Here is a 16,779-nt window from a genome sequence, read left to right as displayed (position 1 = left end):
ATGGAACACTTTGTAATCGAGCACGTTTACCCGATCCCAAAAGCACGGGGCGTTCGGGCAGTTAAAAGCTATATTGAAGTCAAGGACGGTAAAATTGTTACAGTAAAGCCGGGAGACTATCCGGAAAGAGAGAACGGCGTCAGTATTCTGGACGGGCGGGGCAAGTGGCTCAGCCCGGGCCTGTATAACACCCATGGACATACCCCAATGACAATGATGCGCGGCGTCTCGGATGATGTGGTGCTCCAGGAATGGCTGAACAACCATGTATGGCCACGGGAGCGCCTGTTTACCAACGAAACGGCGAAGGCCGGTACAGGTCTTGCTCTTGCGGAAATGATCCGGACCGGAACGACCGGGTTTCTTGATATGTATCATATGGGGATGCAGAACACATATGAGCTCGTGAAAAGCTCTGGCATCAAATCCATGATTTCCAAGGGAATGATGAGTATTGGAACACCGGAGGAGCAGAGCGAAAAGCTTGCAGCGGCGGCCCGTGACTTAAAGGAATGGGAGCAGGACACAAGCGGCCGGATAACGGGCATGCTTTTCCCGCACGCTCCGTATACGTGCACGCCGGAGTTTTTGGAAAAGGTGGTTGATGCCGGGCATAAACACAGCCTGCCGCTGGGCATTCACCTTGAGGAAACGGCCAGAGAGGTAGCGGATTATCAGCGTGACTACGGCATGACGCCGGCCAAAAAGCTAAAAGAAATCGGGTTTTATACACGCCCGGCAATGCTTACACATGTCGTGCATGCGACAGACGAAGACCTGGACGACATGAATGTACCGGAAGTGACGATTTCCTATAATCCGATGAGCAACGCCAAGCTCGGCTCGGGTATTGCACGCATTCCCGAAATGCAAAAGCGCGGTCTCCGGATTACGATCGGAACCGACAGCGCCGTGTCTAATAACAATCTCGATATGTTTGAGGAGCTCCGTTTGGGAGCCCTGATGCAGAAGGTCGCCTTCCAGGACCCGAGTTCGATTGAAACGGAAGCGGTCTGGAAAATGGCAACAGAAAACGGGGCAGCCTCGATGGGCTTTGGCGACAGCGGCAAACTGGAAGCAGGAGCCGCAGCGGACTTTATTCTGCTTAACAGCGAGTCATTCGCGCTTCAGCCATACGATAATATTTTATCGCATCTGGTGTACGCTGCTTCCGGGCGGGATGTAACAGACAGCTTTGTGAACGGCAGACAGCTGATGAAAGACGGCGAACTTCTGACACTCGATGAAGAAAAAATTACCGCCGAGGCCAACCGCCATTACCGCAAATTAAATGAAGCGTACTTATAATACGCCGGGTGAGGTGAAACGATGGGAAATGAACAGCTTGAAGTTGTCGCGTCGGTCAAAATCGAAGCGTCGTCCGATCTGTACAAAATTGTTGATACACTGAATCGGACGTTAAAGCAGGAGGAGTTAATGTTCGGCCTTTCTCTTGATAAGGAAAACGAAGAACAGATGGTGTTTACCATTTACCGCACATAGGGGGATATGTCGTGAAAAACTGGATAACGCTCGCGGCTTTTTCAATTGTCTTTCTAGTCGTTCTGGTGCTTGTGGCCGGCTATTTTCAGGCCCGTGCGCCGCTTGCTGACGACAGGGAGCGGGCAGAGGCACTGGCCCTTGAAGAAAACAATGTCGCCGAAGTACAGAACACGTTTATATATAACGGCAAACAGCCGGTGAAAACAGCACGCGTCGAAACCAACGACGGCAGCAGGGACTGGCTGTTTTTCCACAACGGGGAAATGCTCGAACGCCTGGCGGCTGCTGAAACACTGAGTATCCAGGAGGCTGAAGAGCGAATAGTGGAAATAGAGGGAATTGACGCCGTGCGGACAGTGACACCAGGCTACGAAGACGGGCGTCCGGTTTATGAAGGAAAATACCGGACAGAAAACCAGCAGCATTATGTGTACATTGATATGGAAACGGGAGAATTTGTGAAAAGCTTCAGCCTGGAGCGCGGTTAAGCGGCGGATACCACGCTTGAACTCCTTTTCGCTTTTCTTTACACTAACTATGGATAGATTGAGAACGGAAACTATTGAGGAGGAAAGAGTATGGAATTGTCCCAACGAGTGAAAGAAATTACCCCTTCAACAACCCTGGCGATTACTGCCAAAGCCAATGAACTAAAGGCAGCCGGCCAGGACGTGATCGGCCTCGGCGCCGGCGAACCGGATTTTAATACTCCGCAGTACGTCATTGATGCAGCCGTACGTTCCATGCAGGAAGGGAAAACGAAATATACTCCTTCCGGCGGCCTCCCGGAACTGAAGGATGCAGTCATTCAAAAGTTTAAGCAGGATCAGGGCCTTGAGTATACCCGCGACGAAATCATCGTCGGCACCGGTGCCAAGCACATTTTGTTTACGCTGTTTCAAACCATTCTTGATCCAGGCGATGAAGTGATTATCCCGACGCCTTACTGGGTCAGCTATCCGGAACAGGTCAAGCTTGCTGGCGGGCGCCCGGTATTTGTGGACGGTAAGGAAGAAAACCAGTTTAAAATTCTTCCAGAGCAGCTGCGCGGGGCTGTAACGAAAAAAACGAAGGCCGTCATCATTAATTCTCCGAGTAACCCAACCGGCACCATGTACAGCCGGGAGGAGCTGCGGGCGCTAGGCGAAGCCGCAAGAGCGGAAGGGCTGCTGATTGTTTCCGATGAGATTTATGAAAAACTGATTTACGGGGACAAGCAGCACACTTCCATAGCAGAGCTTTCCCCGGAGCTAAAGGAACAGACCATCATCGTCAACGGCGTTTCCAAATCCCATTCGATGACCGGGTGGAGAATCGGCTACGCAGCCGGCAACCGTGCCATTGTAAAGGCAATGACTAGCCTTGCGAGCCATTCAACATCCAACCCGACGACGAACGCCCAGTACGGAGCTATCGCTGCCTATACGAAGGATGACGGTGCTGTTGAGACGATGCGCCAGGCATTCAGCGAACGGCTGAACACCATTTACGACAAGCTTGTTTCGATTCCGGGAATCACCTGCGTGAAGCCGGAAGGCGCTTTTTATCTGTTCCCAAATGTCGAGGAGGCAGCTGCTTCGTATAAAGATGTTGACGAATGGGTAAAGGCGCTGCTCGAGGAGGAAAACGTAGCAGTGGTTCCAGGCAGCGGCTTCGGTTCTCCGCAAAACGTGCGCCTTTCCTACGCAACTTCCCTGGAGCAGCTTGAAGAAGCGGTGGCGAGAATCCGCCGTTTTGTAGAAAAATAATTCAATAAGTATAAACAGGACGAACCGGAGGGACTATCGTGAAAGCAACTATTGAACGTTTGAATCAATATATCGGCCAGGAAGTAAGATTTGGCGCATGGCTGGCCAATAAGCGCTCGAGCGGCAAAATTGCCTTTTTACAGCTGCGGGATGGCACTGGCTTTGTGCAGGGGGTCATTGTGAAAAATGATGTCGGCGAAGAGCTGTTCGCCCAGGCGAAGAATCTTCCCCAGGAAAGCTCGCTGTATGTGGACGGAACAGTAAAAGAAGACGACCGTTCCCCGACCGGCGTGGAGCTTCAGGTGACCGGATTTGAAATTATCCAGGAAGCGGAGCCTTACCCGATCACCCCGAAAGAGCACGGCACAGAATTTTTAATGGACAACCGTCATCTGTGGATGCGCTCGCGTAAGCAGCACGCACTTTTGCGTATACGCGATGAAATTATTCAGGCGACCTATGCTTTTTTCCGGGAGAATCAGTTTATCAAGGTGGATCCGCCGATTCTGACCGGAAGCTCAGCGGAGGGAACAACCTCGCTTTTCCATACAAAATACTTTGATGAAGATGCGTATCTGTCCCAGTCCGGTCAGCTGTATATGGAAGCAGCGGCTCTCGCTTTTCAGCGTGTGTTTTCGTTCGGACCGACATTTCGGGCGGAAAAATCAAAAACCCGCCGGCATTTAATTGAATTTTGGATGATTGAGCCGGAGATGGCTTTTTGTGACCACAATGAAAGTCTTGAAATTCAGGAACAGTATGTTTCCCATGTCGTGCAGGCGGTGCTTGCCAACTGCCGCCAGGAGCTTACTACGCTGGAGCGTGACACCTCCAAACTCGAAGCCATCCAGGCGCCGTTTCCACGCATCACGTATGACAAAGCAGTCGAAATGTTGCAGGAGGTTGGCTACGAAGTGAGCTGGGGCGAGGATTTTGGGGCTCCGCACGAAACATATATCGCGGAGCAGTTTCAAAAGCCGGTGTTTATTACTAATTACCCGCTCGAAATCAAAGCTTTTTACATGAAGCCTGATCCGGACTATCCGGAAACTGCGCTCTGTGCCGACCTTATTGCTCCGGAAGGCTACGGGGAGATTATCGGCGGCAGTCAGCGCATCGATGATCCGCAGCTTATGAAGCAGCGGTACGAAGAACACAATTTATCGGAAGAAGCCTACGGCTGGTATCTGGATTTAAGAAAATACGGCACCGTGCCTCACTCCGGATTCGGTCTCGGTCTGGAACGGACGGTCGGCTGGATTGCCGGCACCGAACACGTCCGGGAAACGATACCGTTTCCGCGTTTGTTAAACAGGCTGTATCCATAAGAGAAAAAGCCCCCGTCCCGGGGGTTTTCCTTTATGCACTTTGCCGACAGCCGGCTGGGTGAAGAGGAGGATAAACAAATGAACAAAGATAAAGAAATAGAAGCACTCATGCATGGTCATCTTTCCATTCCAGTAATTATTCTGGACAAGTACGAGCAGGTTGGACTAAATGAAACAGAAGCAATGATGCTTTTGCATATATACCGTTTCGGCCAGAACAATGTGCCGCTTCCAACACCGAAAGAGCTGGCTGAAAAAATGAGTATGGATGAAAATGAATGCGCGGGCTGCCTGCGGTCGATGATTAAACGGAACCTGCTGCAGATTGATGAATTTGAACGCGATCAAATCCGGCAGGAATCATACTCACTCTATCCTTTTTTCCGCCAGGCTCTTACAGCGGAGGCCCCGTCCGGGGAGGGGGAGCAGATTGAAGAGCAGCATTTGTTTCAAAACATTGAGCAGGAGTTTTCCCGCCCGCTTTCCCCCATGGAGTGGGAAACGATTAATGTTTGGCTTGACCAGGATCATTATTCGCCGGATATGATCCAGATTGCACTGAAAGAAGCGGTCATGAATCAGAAATTCAGTCTTCGCTACATGGACCGGATGCTGCACGAATGGAAGCGCAAAGGCATTCAGACCAAAGAAGATGCTAAGGCCCAGACCGAACAGTTTAAACAAAAAGGCGGACGGCGCACGCAGGCGGCTCAGTCGGAAAAACTGCCGGAATACCCCAATATTAACTGGCTGGATGAAGAGTAGAGGAGAAAAAAATGGCATTAACGAATAAAGATTTACAAGTTGTGATTGAACGGATCGAGCACATGTTTCCGGAAGCGGAATGTGAACTGAATCACCGCAATCCCTTTGAACTGCTGGTAGCAGTCGTGCTTTCCGCCCAGGCAACCGATGCACTGGTGAATAAAGTGACCCCTGGATTGTTTGAACAGTACAGCTCCCCGGAGGACTTCGCTGAGGCACCGCTTGAGGATATTGAACAGGCTATTCGTTCGATTGGACTTTACCGCAATAAAGCGAAAAATTTAAAAAAGCTTTCGACGTCTCTGCTCGAACGCCATGACGGGCGCGTGCCGGAAACACAGGAAGAGCTGGTCGAGCTTGCGGGCGTCGGCAGAAAAACGGCGAATGTGGTAGCGTCAGTAGCATTCGGGGTACCGGCCATTGCGGTGGATACGCATGTTGAGCGGGTGTCCAAGCGTTTAGGCATATGCAGATGGAAAGACAACGTCACCCAGGTGGAGCAGACGCTGATGAAGCGGCTGCCAAAAGAAAAATGGTCCCAGATGCATCACCAGCTTATTTTTTTCGGCCGCTACCACTGCAAGTCCCAGACCCCCCAGTGTACGTCCTGTCCAGTGCTTGACTACTGCAGGGAAGGGCAAAAACGGATGCGGAAAGAAGGTGCAGCATGGTAAACATACAAATTCCAGCGTCATTTCAGCACGAAATTTTTTATACTGTAACGCAGATCGAAGTAGATGAAAAAACAGACCGGCAGACGGCGGCTCTGAGCCACCCGTTCTGGTATGAGATTGCCTATGACAACGGCATCGCCGGTACACCTCCGTGGCAGGAAAACATTAATCAGCACATTAAAGGATTTATGCAGTGGTGGGAAGAGCATCTGCCTTTTTTGGATGAATGCTGGGACGAACGAGACAAGGAAAAGGCAGCTCCATACATGAGACTCGGGCTCGCCCACTGGCTGTGCACGCTGTTTTGGATGAACGAACGGCCGGTGCCTTCGGCAGAGCCGGAGGAATTGATCGCAGAAAGCAGGAAGCTTGCGCATAAGCCGATCAACGTAGAGGAGCGTCTCGGCTTTCTGCTTGAGTATCCGAATTATTTTCATTCCTACCTTCAGCTGAAGGAGCTGTACACAGAAGTGAAGAAAAAAGAAGCGCTGGCAAAGCGCTCCCGAAATCACGAATGATAAAGGAGTAAAATATGGCATATACGAGCGGTTGGGAACAACAATGGCTGCAGACAGACATGCATTTGGATCCGGCAGAAACCGCGATGCTTGAAGACGTGCAAAAAAAAATTGAGCATCCTTATTTTGAAGTTGCTTTTTGCGGGCATTTTTCAGCCGGAAAGTCGACCGTATTAAATGGCCTGCTTCAAAACGAGCTGCTGCCCGCGAGTCCGATTCCAACAAGCGCCAATATTATATCGATTGAAAACGGGGAGCTTGGGCTCGAGGTTGAAACGGGCGAAGGCCAGACGAAAGCCTGGGAATCCGATATCCCGTGGGGACAAGTGCAGAAGTGGGGCAGGGACGCAGCGGATATCAGATCGATCCGTATGCAGGCCCCGCTGCCATTTTTAGGATCTTACAGCCGGATGGTGGACACGCCGGGGGTGGACTCGACAGATCCGCTGCATCAGGCAGTAACAATGGAGAGACTGCTGTCGACCGATGCTGTTATTTATGTGACGGATTACAATCATGCCCAGTCGGAAACAAACATCCGGTTTTTACAGCAGCTGACAGCGGAGGGCAAACCGATTATTTTTGTTATCAATCAGATGGACAAGCACCGGGAAGAAGAAATCACGATGCGGTCCTACCGCAACCAGATTGCTGCGACGCTTGAACGAAATCAGGTGCATGTGCTTGCCACATATTATATTTCCATGCGCGATGAGCAGCACCCGGACAATGAACTGAAAACATTCTCCTCTCATGTGCGCGGCCTTCTGTACCACGGCAGCGAACTGTTGGAAAGAAGTGAGGAACGGATGCGCCAGACCGTTTTGTCACGAATCCGTGACAGGCTGCGGGAGGAACAGCAGACAGCCCTCGAAGACTGGCAGGAGCGGGCGGAGCATGCAGGCTTACCTGCACAGCTGATGGATTATAACGATCAGCCGGACAGTGACGAAAGGTGGAGCAGCTGGTTCAGGGAATGGAAGCGAACGCTGAATCAGGCTCATTTGTTTCCAGCCTCCACTGTGGATAAAGCCAGGGACTGGCTTGAAAGCTGGCAGCCGGGGTTCAAAGCAGGCTCCCTGTTTAATAAAAAACGAAAAACGGAAGAAGCCCGCAAGGAACGGGCGGAGGCCCTGCTTTCAGATATAAATGAAAATATTAAAGCGTCTTTGACGTTCCATGTGCGTGAACTGCTGCAGCCGGAAAAGCAGGACGTTTCCTTCCACAGTGCCGATTATGCTGACCAGGTGCAAAATATTGATGTACAGCTTGAACACGCGGACCTGGAGCCCTTTATTCCAGAAGGTGAAACCGGCAGGCAGTATGTGTTTCAAGTAACCGACCAGCTGGCCGGCGTAATTACCCGGCGGTTCAAGGACCAGGCGGAGCCGCTGCTTGAAGAAAAAGAGCGTGTGCTTACCTCCGCCGCGGGCCTGGCTTTAACAGAAGCAGAGCAGACGAAATTAAATGAACTTCAGCATGGATGGAAAGAGGAAAAAAAACGGCTGGAGCAGGAAATCGCCCAGGTGGAGCGCCAGATGGAAAGCGTATCCGCCCGGCGGGAATGGGAACAGGAAATCCGGCAGATGATGAACGAAGAAGCCCCGTCCGATGTTCCGGAGATTTCCATTTCCCGGGAGGATGAAGCGGTGGAAGAGCAGGAGAGTGCTTCTCCCGGACAAAAGGAGCTTCCTTCGTACAGCGAAGAAATCCAGATGGTGGAGTCCTTTGCCGCCGATTCTTCCGAATCTCCGTTAATCGAAGAGGAAAAGAAGCATCTGCAGCGTTTATGTGAAAATCTGCAGAACCAGGAGCTTCATGTTTCAGTCTTTGGTGCTTTCAGTGCCGGGAAGTCTAGCTTTATCAATGCGCTTCTCGGTGCTCCGGCACTCCCTGTTTCGCCGCATCCGACCACAGCGGCCGTAAATATTGTGCGGGCCCCGGAAAAGGAGTACACACACGGTACGGTTATTCTGCAGCTGAAGGATGAGGCTTTTCTTGACGAAGAAATTCAGGCCGTATCAAAGGAGCTCGGGGAAGTGTACACGCTTGCCTCCATCCAAAAATGGAGAAAGCCGAACCGCACCCGGGATGCACGGATGGAAACCTACAGCCAGTACATGTTCACGCTGCAGGAAAGCATCAAAAAACACCGCTCCACACTCGGGGAGACCCGCACGATTGGGATGGAGGACTGGGGGTCCTGGGTGGCGGATGAGCAGAAGGCGTGTCTTGTCAAACAGGTGACGCTTTATTACGGGAGCTACTGGACGGATCGGGGCCTGGTGTTGACCGATACGCCGGGGGTGAATTCGATCCACGGACGCCACACCAATGTCGCATTTGATCACCTGCGTCAGTCGGACGCCATTTTTTACGTCACGTACTTTAATCATGCGTTCTCGGATGCCGATGAAAGATTCATCCAGCAGCTCTCCCGGGCAAATGAAGAATTTGAACAAAATAAGCTGTACTTTCTGATCAATGCCGCAGATCTGGCAAAAGACGAGAACGAGCGCCGTCAGGTTGTCAACCATGTGCGCGGTCAGCTGCGGCAGAATGGGTTTGAGGAGCCTTTTCTGCTTCCTGTTTCAAGCCAGCGTGGGCTGGAGGAAAAGCAGCAGGGCAGGGAAGACGAAATGTTTTCAGCCTTTGAAAACTATTTATCCGGACAAATCTGGCAGGAGCTTCTTGTCGTGCAGCAGCAGTATGTCATCGAACAGGCGCTTAATTTAAAAGAACAGCTCGGGCGGGCGCTGCAGGTGCAGAAGCACGATGCAAAAAGCGTGGCTGCAGAAGCAGAACGGCTGAAGCAAAAGCTCGGCCAGTATAAAGAAGTGCCGGAACATTTTCATATGGAGCGGCTGCGAAAAGAACTCGCTTCAGACACCGAAGAACGGCTGATTCACGTGCGCAAGCGCCTGTATTTATTCTATCAGGATTACTTTAATAAAGTGGTGAACCCAGTCACTATAGACGGCTCCTCACGAAAAGAACAGCGCAGGCAGCTGTCCGGAAGACTGATGGAAATTAAGGAAGAGATACTGGTGCAGGCAGGGCAGGAGAGAGAAACGGCGTTCATCCGTCTGGAGGAATTAATGAAACGGCAGTTGAAGCAGGAGACCGAAGAACAGTACAGGGAGGTTCAGGCGGACTTCCCGATGTTTCAGGTTCCTGACGCCAGCCGTTCCTTTATCCCAAAACCTGAAAAGACGCTTGACTTAGAGGTGGATGCGAAGGCATATGAAACGTACTTCCGTTCGGCAAAGGACTTCTTTGTGCATCAGGAAATAAAAACCCTGAAAGAGGCGTACGGGAAAAATGTCCAGAGTGCTGCTGCGGAAGTAACGAAAGAAGTGGCTCAGGAGCTTGAAGAAAAAATAGAGGCCGGTGTGAAAGCGGCTTCTGATTATATTTATGCCGAACACAGACAGGCGCTCGACAAGGAATTCGATCGACTGTCCACGTGGTATGACCAGAGCTATTATTCCGTATTGCAGACAGAATGGGAGAAGCTTGCTCCGTTAACGAGAAAAGAAGACCATGTTCAGGGATAGCAAAAAACCGCACGCCTTTTGGGCAGTGCGGTTTTTGTTATTCGTTAGTTCCTGATTCCTGTTCGGGTTCAGAAGGGCTGTCTTCGGTGTCAGCAGGCTCTTCTTCACCAGAGGTATCTGTTTCCGGCTCTGTGTCCCCAGAGCTTTCGTCTTCGGTATTTTCACCGGTGTCGCTTTCGCCGCCGGAGTCCGGCTCGGATTCTGCAGGCTCCTCACCGCTCGTGTCTGTTTCTTCTTCACGTCCTTCTTCAGAGGCACCTGAATCTTCATCTGCCGGAGACTGTTCAGTTTCGCCATTTTCTTCCTGGTCTGGCTCTGTAGTCTCTTCCGGTGTATCTTCTGTATTTTCTTCATTCTCCCCAGTTTCTTCCGCAGGCTCCTCTGCAGGTTCAGGCTCATTCTGAGAGTCGTTTGTTTCCTCAGAACCGCTGTCACCGGCAGGCTCGCCGCTATCTGAATCCCCGCTGTTATCCGAGCCGTTATCAGAGGATGGTTCAGTGACCTGGGCGTCCACCTCGCCTTCTACAAACAGCTCGGTAATCGTGTCAGCGTCGGAGGTGTTTGACGTAGCGCGCTCCCCAGTCTCTTCATTGAGCCGCACTGATACTACAGAGTCGGGCTGTTCAAAGTCGGGAGTGTCGATGCCGCTGCTGACCTGCTGCATGACCTCGCGGAAAACATCCTTGGCAGCATCAGTCTGCCCGTCGACAAGATAATTGTTTTCAGAACGGGTTTCAAAGCCAGCCCAGACAGAAGCTGTATAGTTCGTAGTGTAGCCGTTAAACCACACATCGGGGACACCGCCGTCAGGAATATTCAGGGTGCTCATTTCGTCCTCCGTGAAATTGGTGGTTCCGGTTTTGCCGGCTAGCGGAAGCCCGTCAATCTGGGCGCCGGTGCCGGTGCCCTCGGAGACGACATCCTTAAGCATATCCGTGATCATATAGGCCGTATAGTCCTCCATTGCCTGCTCCTGTTCTGGTTCAAAGTCAATCGTTCGTCCGTCCGGAAACTCAATCCGCCGGATGGAGTGAGGATCGTTATAAACCCCTTCGTTTCCGAAAGCGGCGTAGGCCCCGGCCATCTGCTCAGAGGAAACCCCCTGCTCAAGCCCGCCGAGAGCTGAACCATAGTAGACGTCCTCAAGGCCAAGGCCAAGACCGTTTGCAAACGATCTGGCATTATCAAGTCCGACTTCCTCAAGCGTTTTTACTGCAGGGACGTTCAGGGAATCCGTCAGCGCTTCACGCATGCTGACACTGCCCCGGTAGTTCCGGGTATAGTTTCGCACATCGGTGTCTGTGTCCGGGTACTGGTATTCTTCATCTTCGATCTGATGGTACGTGGACCACTGCATGTTTTCAATGGCCGGCCCGTAATCCAGGACGGGCTTAATGGTCGACCCAGGCTGATTAGGATCGGTAGCGAAATTATAGCTCATTGCCGTATCAGGGCTCTGACGGTTGCCGACAATGGCTTTCACTGCTCCGGTCTGGGTATCAAGCAGTGTAAAACCGATCTGAAACTGTTCATTGTCTGGAAAGCTGTCGAGCGCATCTGAACTTTGAATGAGTTCCTCCGCCTGGTCCTGAGCTTCGGTGTCAAGAGTCGTGTAGACCTTCAGCCCGGCTGTATATATGTCTGAGGCCTCAACGCCGTCAAAGTCTTCGAGCTCGTTTTGCACGTAGGACATGAATGAATCATAGGCAACTTCGTTTTCCGGAGGCTGGTAGTTAAGCTGCTCATCCACCGGAGTGCTGGAAGCCTCTTCGGCTTCTTCATCCGTAATATACCCTTGCTCATTCATCATGGAAATAATCTGATTTCTGCGATCCTCGGCGTTTTCCGGATTTTGAACCGGGTCATAATACGAAGGCCGGCGTGGGATGGCCGCGAGCAGAGCAGCGTCTGCGATCGTGAGCTCGCCTGGATCCTCTTTTCCAAAATAGGTTTGTCCGGCCTGGGTGATGCCATAGGCACCCTGATTGAAATAGATCAGGTTAACGTACATTTCGAGAATTTCATCCTTACTGTACTGCTGTTCAAGCTTAATGGCCAAATACTGTTCCTGGACTTTACGCGATATGTTTTTATCAGGTGAAAGAAACGCATTTTTCACAACCTGCTGGGTAATTGTGCTTGCCCCCTGGGATCCGAAGCCGTCAGTCACGTTTGCCCATAACGCGCCAAAAATCCGCTGAACGTCGATGCCGAAGTGGCTGTAAAAACGTTCGTCCTCCACAGCTATAAATGCTTCCTTCGCATAGTCAGGCATTTCTTCTATATCGGCTAGTTCCCGGTTACTGCTGTTTTGCAGCTGCGCAATCTCTTCGTCATTCTGGTCATATACAGTAGCCGCTTCTGATAATACTATCGCTTCCGCATCTAATTCAGGGGCCTGATTGATCATATAGGCGACAATGATGACACCGGCAGTCATGAAGACAAGCATGAGCGAAAGGGCCCATATAATGAACGTCTGCCAAAGCGGTCGTTTGCGGTTTTTCTTCTGTTTCTTTTTAGGGTTTTTCTGGTCGGCCGTGCGCTTTTCCTGGCGGGACCGGTAATTGTCACTCATTGAGGTTCGTCCTTTCGTTGTGCATAGCATCTGGTTCTGTGTGCCCAGGCATTAGACGTTCAATTTTTTGTTTTGTTACATGCGTATTCAATGAAAATAAACGTCCTTCACGGTTTTTAAGTAGTCCAGTCTCGGGTGAAGACCGAGCGGAATTGAATGACCGTGCGTCTGGATTTCCTGATAGGGAATGGATTTTCGTTTTGTCTGTCCGTAATACCAGTGAAGAAACTGGGAAGCGTCATATAAATAGGTCTCCCCGTGTGCGGCAAAACGAAGAAGCACAAATGCGATGCCGTCCTGCTTTTGGACCTTGTGCATATGATCTGCCTGGTGGTCATGAAAGTTCTGAAGGGGAAAGGCTGTTTTGTTGCGCGTTTCCTTTGCTTCAAAATCAATGTAGCGGCCGGCAAATACACCGTTATAGTCTGTGGTGGAGGCCTGTTTAAAATATGCTTCGGTGATGCGCGCGGCGCTCCGTTTCGGATAATGAACATCGACTATCTGAACAGGTGTCGGTTTTTTATGTATGATGCCGATGTCGCGTGCAATATAATATTCATTGGACTCATTAATGTCTTCTTCAAGCGTCATGCCGCGGTTGGCAAAGCTTTTTTCCGCCGGCGGGCCCTGACGGGAGGAAGCATTTTTTTTCGGACGGTATACTTTTCCGTTTGGGTAGCGGTAAGCCATGAGAATCTTCCTTTGCTAGAATTTACTGCCTGCTGCTATTTTACCACAATTTCAGCCGGATATTACGTACGCCGTGCTTAGAATGATAGACAAAGCCTCGGTTATTCGTGTTAGGATAGAAAAGAACGAGAAAGGAAGGGGATAGCATGAGCGATACACCGATTAATATTGGTTTTGGCAATATGGTGATGGCAGAACGGGTAATTTCAATTGTGAGCTCTGATTCTGCCCCGACAAAACGTTTGATCCAGGAGGCACGTGAAAGAAAGATGCTCATCGACGTGACTAATGGACGGAAAACAAGAAGCATCATCCTGTCGGACAGCGATCACGTGCTTCTGTCGGCCATTCAGCCGGAAACAGTAGCCCAGCGGGTAAGCAACCAGCAGGATCAGGAAGAAAGCACATCCTAAAAATATTCGCTTTCCTTTAAAGGGAAGCGTTCTTTGTATCAGAGGGGGTTTTTCGATGCCCGGGCTTTTCGAAAGCTGTGACCAGATGAAACGGCGCATGGATGAAGCAGAGCAGATTTTTTATGAAGTACAGGAGCGGGACGACCGCCCGGATTTTTATGAGGAAGTGAAACCGTTTGTCGACAAGGTAAAAGGGGAAGCAGATGTATGGAAAGAGGAAGCCTCTGCCTGGGTGCAGACAACAAGCTACCCGTACCTGCACGAATCCCAGATGGAAGACACATATGATAACATCATGAATGCCTCTCTTCAGGCTTACCAGCGGACAACGAAAGAAAAACAATTCAAGGAAACGCTGCAGGCCGTGGAGTTTATTCTAAATAGCATTCAAACACAGTTAACACAGGAATCCTAGAAAGGGGAGAGTAAGTTGAGCTTTCTAATTTCTTCTGAATGGCTGAATGACCACCGCCGCGATGAACATGTCCGGGTGGTGGACTGCCGGTTTGAACTAAAAGATGCAGCAGCTGGGCATGAAGCGTATGTTAAGGATCATGTTCCAGGTGCTGTCTTTATCGATGTGGAAAAGCATTTATCCGCCCAGGCCGGGACCCACGGAGGACGTCATCCGCTGCCGGATATGGACTTTTTCGCTCAGGTTCTCTCGGAACGGGGCATAGACATGCAGACGACCGTCGTAGCTTATGACGATCAGGGAGGTATGGGTGCTGCCCGCTTTTGGTGGCTGATGCAGTATGCGGGTCATACGAATACATACGTCCTCGACCGTTCTTATTCCCATTGGGTGGAGGAAGGATTTCCGACAACAGAGGAGATCCCGACGCCGCTCATGAAGCAGATGATCATCGACCGCGAGCCGAATCAGCTGGTTCACCTGGAAGAAGTAAAGCAGCAGCTGCGTAATGAACATGCAGCGCTGGTGGATGCGAGAAGCTACGAGCGCTACGCTGGGGAAAATGAGGAAGTGGACGCTGTTTCCGGCCATATCCCTGGTGCCTATCATTATTTCTGGAAGGATGTGCTCCGCGAAGACGGCACATGGAAATCGCAGAGTGAACTGCGTGATCATTTTCAGGAACTCGAGGGTTTTGATGAAGTTATTTCTTACTGCGGATCCGGTATTACGGCCTGTGTCAATGTGCTCGGCATGAGAGAAGCCGGAATTGAGCAGGTGCGACTTTATAACGGAAGCTGGAGCGATTGGATTTCCTATCCGGACCTTCCGATCGAAAAAGAGCCAAACAGGCTGTAAAAGGATACACAAAAGCTGCCGGCTTCTGCCGGCAGCTTTTGTGTATCGGAGGTCAAAACCGCCCGGAGCGAAAAATGGCGTACAGCAGCCAGACGAAGAGAAAGAACGCCACAATAAAGCTGATTTCAATGACAGGGAGCCGGACGAGAATCGAATTGGTATCCCCGAATGTGGATCCGACAATCAAGCCGACCATTACGATGCTGAAGGCGAGAAGTATGACACTGAAGCTTAGGCGGTTGCCAATACGGTCAAGCTTGTTCATTAAAATATTAATGCGGGGCATGCGTATATCGACGCCCAGTTCATCATCATTGATTTTTTTCAGGGCGGAACGAATCTCCTTCGGCAGCTCACGCAGGTAGCCAAACTGTTCTTTACCTTCGCGGAAAACGTCCTCGATCCGGTCGCGCGGGTTCAGTCGTTCTTTAACGAGCATCCTGCCGTAGGGCTCGGCAATTTCGACGATGCTTAAGTCCGGGTCGAGATCAGTGGCAATGGATTCAATGGTAATAATGGCTTTAGCAAGCATCGTAAATTCTTTATGGATGCTGATTCCGTACCGGTGGGAGGTGGAAAATACATCATTGATGGCTGCACCGATTTCAATATCTTTAAACGGCGTGTCGTAATATTTGGACAGAAGGTATTCCACATCTTCTTCAAAAATTTCTGTATCCATATCTTCCGGAAAATCGGCCATTTCATAGATAGCTGCCGCTACGTCCCGGGTGTTTCGCCTTGTCATGGCGATAACATAGTTAATGAACTGCCTGCGCATGCTTTTGCTCAAGCGGCCGACCTGGCCGAAGTCAATGTAGGCGACCACGTTTCCTTCTTTAAAAAGCAGATTCCCGGGGTGAGGGTCGCTGTGAAAGAAGCCGGTGCGAAGCACCTGGTGTAAAAAGGAATCCACCAGATGGTGAGCAAGCTTCTTTTTATCAAACTCGGCAGTGGAGTAATTAAGCTCTGAAAGCTTATAGCCATCGATATATTCAATGGTCAGAACGCGGCGTGACGACCAGGCTTCATACACTTCAGGCACCTGGACAGAATCAAAATGCTGAAGGGTCCGGGACATTTTTTCCACATTTCGGGCTTCAGTAAAGTAATCAAATTCATCCCGTATAGCAGATACATACTCCTCTACAACATCCTGGAGCTGGTAGAACCGGGCCCATTGAAACCGCTGGGTGAGAAGCCGTGCCAGATCCCGCAGAATATCGATGTCCTGTTCGATAATTTCTTTAATATGCGGCCGGCTGATCTTTACAACAACATCCCGGCCGTCATGGAGAACCGCTTTATGTACCTGGCCGATGGAAGCCGCGGCGATGGGAGTTTCATCAAAATAGGAATAAATATTGCCAAGGGGTTCATGAAGGTCATGCTCGATCACCGATTTGGCCGTTTCGTATGGAAACGGGGGAACGTGATCCTGCAGCTTTGCAAGTTCATCCACAATGGACGGAGGGAAAATATCCCTGCGGGTGCTTACAAGCTGGCCGAGTTTGATGAACGCAGGGCCAAGCTCCTCCACAACAAGCCGAAGACGGACCCCGATCGACTGCGTGTTCCAGTCATTGGGATCCGACATGATGCGCTTGGGAAGAGAAAGAATATGAAAAAGTCCCACTTCCTGCAAAATATATCCGAAGCCGTGTTTCGCAAGCGTAGTAGCAATCTTTCTGTATCGATTTGCGTGCCGGATACTTTTTGTTATAGCCATGAA

At 50.7% G+C, this 16,779-nt stretch carries 15 protein-coding genes; 12 read left to right on the top strand and 3 right to left on the bottom strand.

From position 1 onward, the window contains the following. From SIC45_RS08275 to SIC45_RS08235, 9 genes are all read left to right on the top strand, one after another. Positions 1-1,308, top strand: a complete 1,308-nt coding sequence (locus tag SIC45_RS08275; RefSeq protein ID WP_319631793.1) for an amidohydrolase — start codon at positions 1-3, stop codon at positions 1,306-1,308. A 21-nt stretch (positions 1,309-1,329) separates the two neighbouring features. Continuing rightward, entirely contained in the window at positions 1,330-1,503 is a 174-nt protein-coding gene (locus SIC45_RS08270; RefSeq protein ID WP_022792243.1) for a YpmA family protein, read from the top strand. Between the two features lie 11 nt (positions 1,504-1,514). Continuing rightward, the gene (locus SIC45_RS08265) at positions 1,515-1,991 is read left to right on the top strand and encodes a PepSY domain-containing protein (protein ID WP_298785922.1); all 477 of its coding nucleotides are present in this window, start codon (positions 1,515-1,517) and stop codon (positions 1,989-1,991) included. Between the two features lie 90 nt (positions 1,992-2,081). Continuing rightward, a complete protein-coding gene (locus SIC45_RS08260) occupies positions 2,082-3,251 on the top strand; it encodes a pyridoxal phosphate-dependent aminotransferase (protein ID WP_319631792.1) in 1,170 nt (389 codons plus the stop codon). Positions 3,252-3,289: 38 nt separating this feature from the next. Further along, entirely contained in the window at positions 3,290-4,579 is a 1,290-nt protein-coding gene (gene asnS / locus SIC45_RS08255) for an asparagine--tRNA ligase (protein WP_319631791.1), read from the top strand. Positions 4,580-4,657: 78 nt separating this feature from the next. Next, complete coding sequence (locus SIC45_RS08250; RefSeq protein ID WP_319631790.1) at positions 4,658-5,344, top strand: DnaD domain protein; 687 nt, start codon at positions 4,658-4,660, stop codon at positions 5,342-5,344. Positions 5,345-5,355: 11 nt separating this feature from the next. Next, positions 5,356-6,018 carry an endonuclease III gene (gene nth / locus SIC45_RS08245; protein WP_319631789.1) on the top strand — a complete coding sequence of 221 codons (663 nt, stop codon included), beginning with the start codon at positions 5,356-5,358 and terminating at the stop codon, positions 6,016-6,018. Further along, the gene (locus SIC45_RS08240) at positions 6,012-6,536 is read left to right on the top strand and encodes a YpoC family protein (RefSeq protein WP_298785912.1); all 525 of its coding nucleotides are present in this window, start codon (positions 6,012-6,014) and stop codon (positions 6,534-6,536) included. Before nth ends, SIC45_RS08240 begins: the two co-directional genes overlap by 7 nt. Positions 6,537-6,550: 14 nt before the next feature. After that, the gene (locus SIC45_RS08235) at positions 6,551-10,093 is read left to right on the top strand and encodes a dynamin family protein (protein WP_319631788.1); all 3,543 of its coding nucleotides are present in this window, start codon (positions 6,551-6,553) and stop codon (positions 10,091-10,093) included. Between the two features lie 37 nt (positions 10,094-10,130). Here SIC45_RS08235 and SIC45_RS08230 read toward each other — a convergent pair whose 3' ends face one another. Beyond that, positions 10,131-12,671: a PBP1A family penicillin-binding protein gene (locus tag SIC45_RS08230; RefSeq protein ID WP_319631787.1), complete on the bottom strand. Its 2,541-nt coding sequence runs from the start codon at positions 12,669-12,671 to the stop codon at positions 10,131-10,133. A gap of 87 nt (positions 12,672-12,758) precedes the next feature. Further along, complete coding sequence (gene recU, locus SIC45_RS08225) at positions 12,759-13,361, bottom strand: Holliday junction resolvase RecU (protein ID WP_319631786.1); 603 nt, start codon at positions 13,359-13,361, stop codon at positions 12,759-12,761. 146 nt (positions 13,362-13,507) lie between these two features. Between recU and SIC45_RS08220 the strand changes: the two genes are divergently transcribed. Genes SIC45_RS08220 through SIC45_RS08210 form a run of 3 tightly spaced genes read left to right on the top strand, consistent with a single transcriptional unit; the run spans position 13,508 to position 15,047 of the window. After that, positions 13,508-13,774 carry a DUF370 domain-containing protein gene (locus SIC45_RS08220; RefSeq protein ID WP_022792233.1) on the top strand — a complete coding sequence of 89 codons (267 nt, stop codon included), beginning with the start codon at positions 13,508-13,510 and terminating at the stop codon, positions 13,772-13,774. Positions 13,775-13,829: 55 nt separating this feature from the next. Further along, positions 13,830-14,189 carry a DUF1798 family protein gene (locus tag SIC45_RS08215; RefSeq protein ID WP_022792232.1) on the top strand — a complete coding sequence of 120 codons (360 nt, stop codon included), beginning with the start codon at positions 13,830-13,832 and terminating at the stop codon, positions 14,187-14,189. Positions 14,190-14,204: 15 nt separating this feature from the next. Beyond that, a complete protein-coding gene (locus SIC45_RS08210) occupies positions 14,205-15,047 on the top strand; it encodes a sulfurtransferase (RefSeq protein ID WP_319631785.1) in 843 nt (280 codons plus the stop codon). A 52-nt stretch (positions 15,048-15,099) separates the two neighbouring features. Here the strand turns inward: SIC45_RS08210 and SIC45_RS08205 are convergent, their stop codons facing one another. Next, positions 15,100-16,776, bottom strand: coding sequence for an ABC1 kinase family protein (locus tag SIC45_RS08205; RefSeq protein WP_319631784.1), 1,677 nt, complete (start codon positions 16,774-16,776; stop codon positions 15,100-15,102). Positions 16,777-16,779 lie beyond the last annotated feature (3 nt).

Source organism: Marinococcus sp. PL1-022, assembly GCF_033845285.1.
Lineage (GTDB): Bacteria > Bacillota > Bacilli > Bacillales > Marinococcaceae > Marinococcus.
The sequence above is the reverse complement of the archived record's forward strand: the minus strand, read 5'-3'. Positions and strand labels throughout refer to the sequence as shown.

What these genes read in the sequence shown, in the direction of transcription:
- SIC45_RS08275 (WP_319631793.1), top strand. Translation starts at nt 1, where the DNA reads ATGGAACACTTTGTAATCGAGCACGTTTACCCGATCCCAAAAGCACGG.
- SIC45_RS08270 (WP_022792243.1), top strand. Translation starts at nt 1,330, where the DNA reads ATGGGAAATGAACAGCTTGAAGTTGTCGCGTCGGTCAAAATCGAAGCG.
- SIC45_RS08260 (WP_319631792.1), top strand. Translation starts at nt 2,082, where the DNA reads ATGGAATTGTCCCAACGAGTGAAAGAAATTACCCCTTCAACAACCCTG.
- SIC45_RS08250 (WP_319631790.1), top strand. Translation starts at nt 4,658, where the DNA reads ATGAACAAAGATAAAGAAATAGAAGCACTCATGCATGGTCATCTTTCC.
- nth (WP_319631789.1), top strand. Translation starts at nt 5,356, where the DNA reads ATGGCATTAACGAATAAAGATTTACAAGTTGTGATTGAACGGATCGAG.
- SIC45_RS08240 (WP_298785912.1), top strand. Translation starts at nt 6,012, where the DNA reads ATGGTAAACATACAAATTCCAGCGTCATTTCAGCACGAAATTTTTTAT.
- SIC45_RS08235 (WP_319631788.1), top strand. Translation starts at nt 6,551, where the DNA reads ATGGCATATACGAGCGGTTGGGAACAACAATGGCTGCAGACAGACATG.
- SIC45_RS08230 (WP_319631787.1), bottom strand. Translation starts at nt 12,671, where the DNA reads ATGAGTGACAATTACCGGTCCCGCCAGGAAAAGCGCACGGCCGACCAG.
- recU (WP_319631786.1), bottom strand. Translation starts at nt 13,361, where the DNA reads ATGGCTTACCGCTACCCAAACGGAAAAGTATACCGTCCGAAAAAAAAT.
- SIC45_RS08220 (WP_022792233.1), top strand. Translation starts at nt 13,508, where the DNA reads ATGAGCGATACACCGATTAATATTGGTTTTGGCAATATGGTGATGGCA.
- SIC45_RS08215 (WP_022792232.1), top strand. Translation starts at nt 13,830, where the DNA reads ATGCCCGGGCTTTTCGAAAGCTGTGACCAGATGAAACGGCGCATGGAT.
- SIC45_RS08205 (WP_319631784.1), bottom strand. Translation starts at nt 16,776, where the DNA reads ATGGCTATAACAAAAAGTATCCGGCACGCAAATCGATACAGAAAGATT.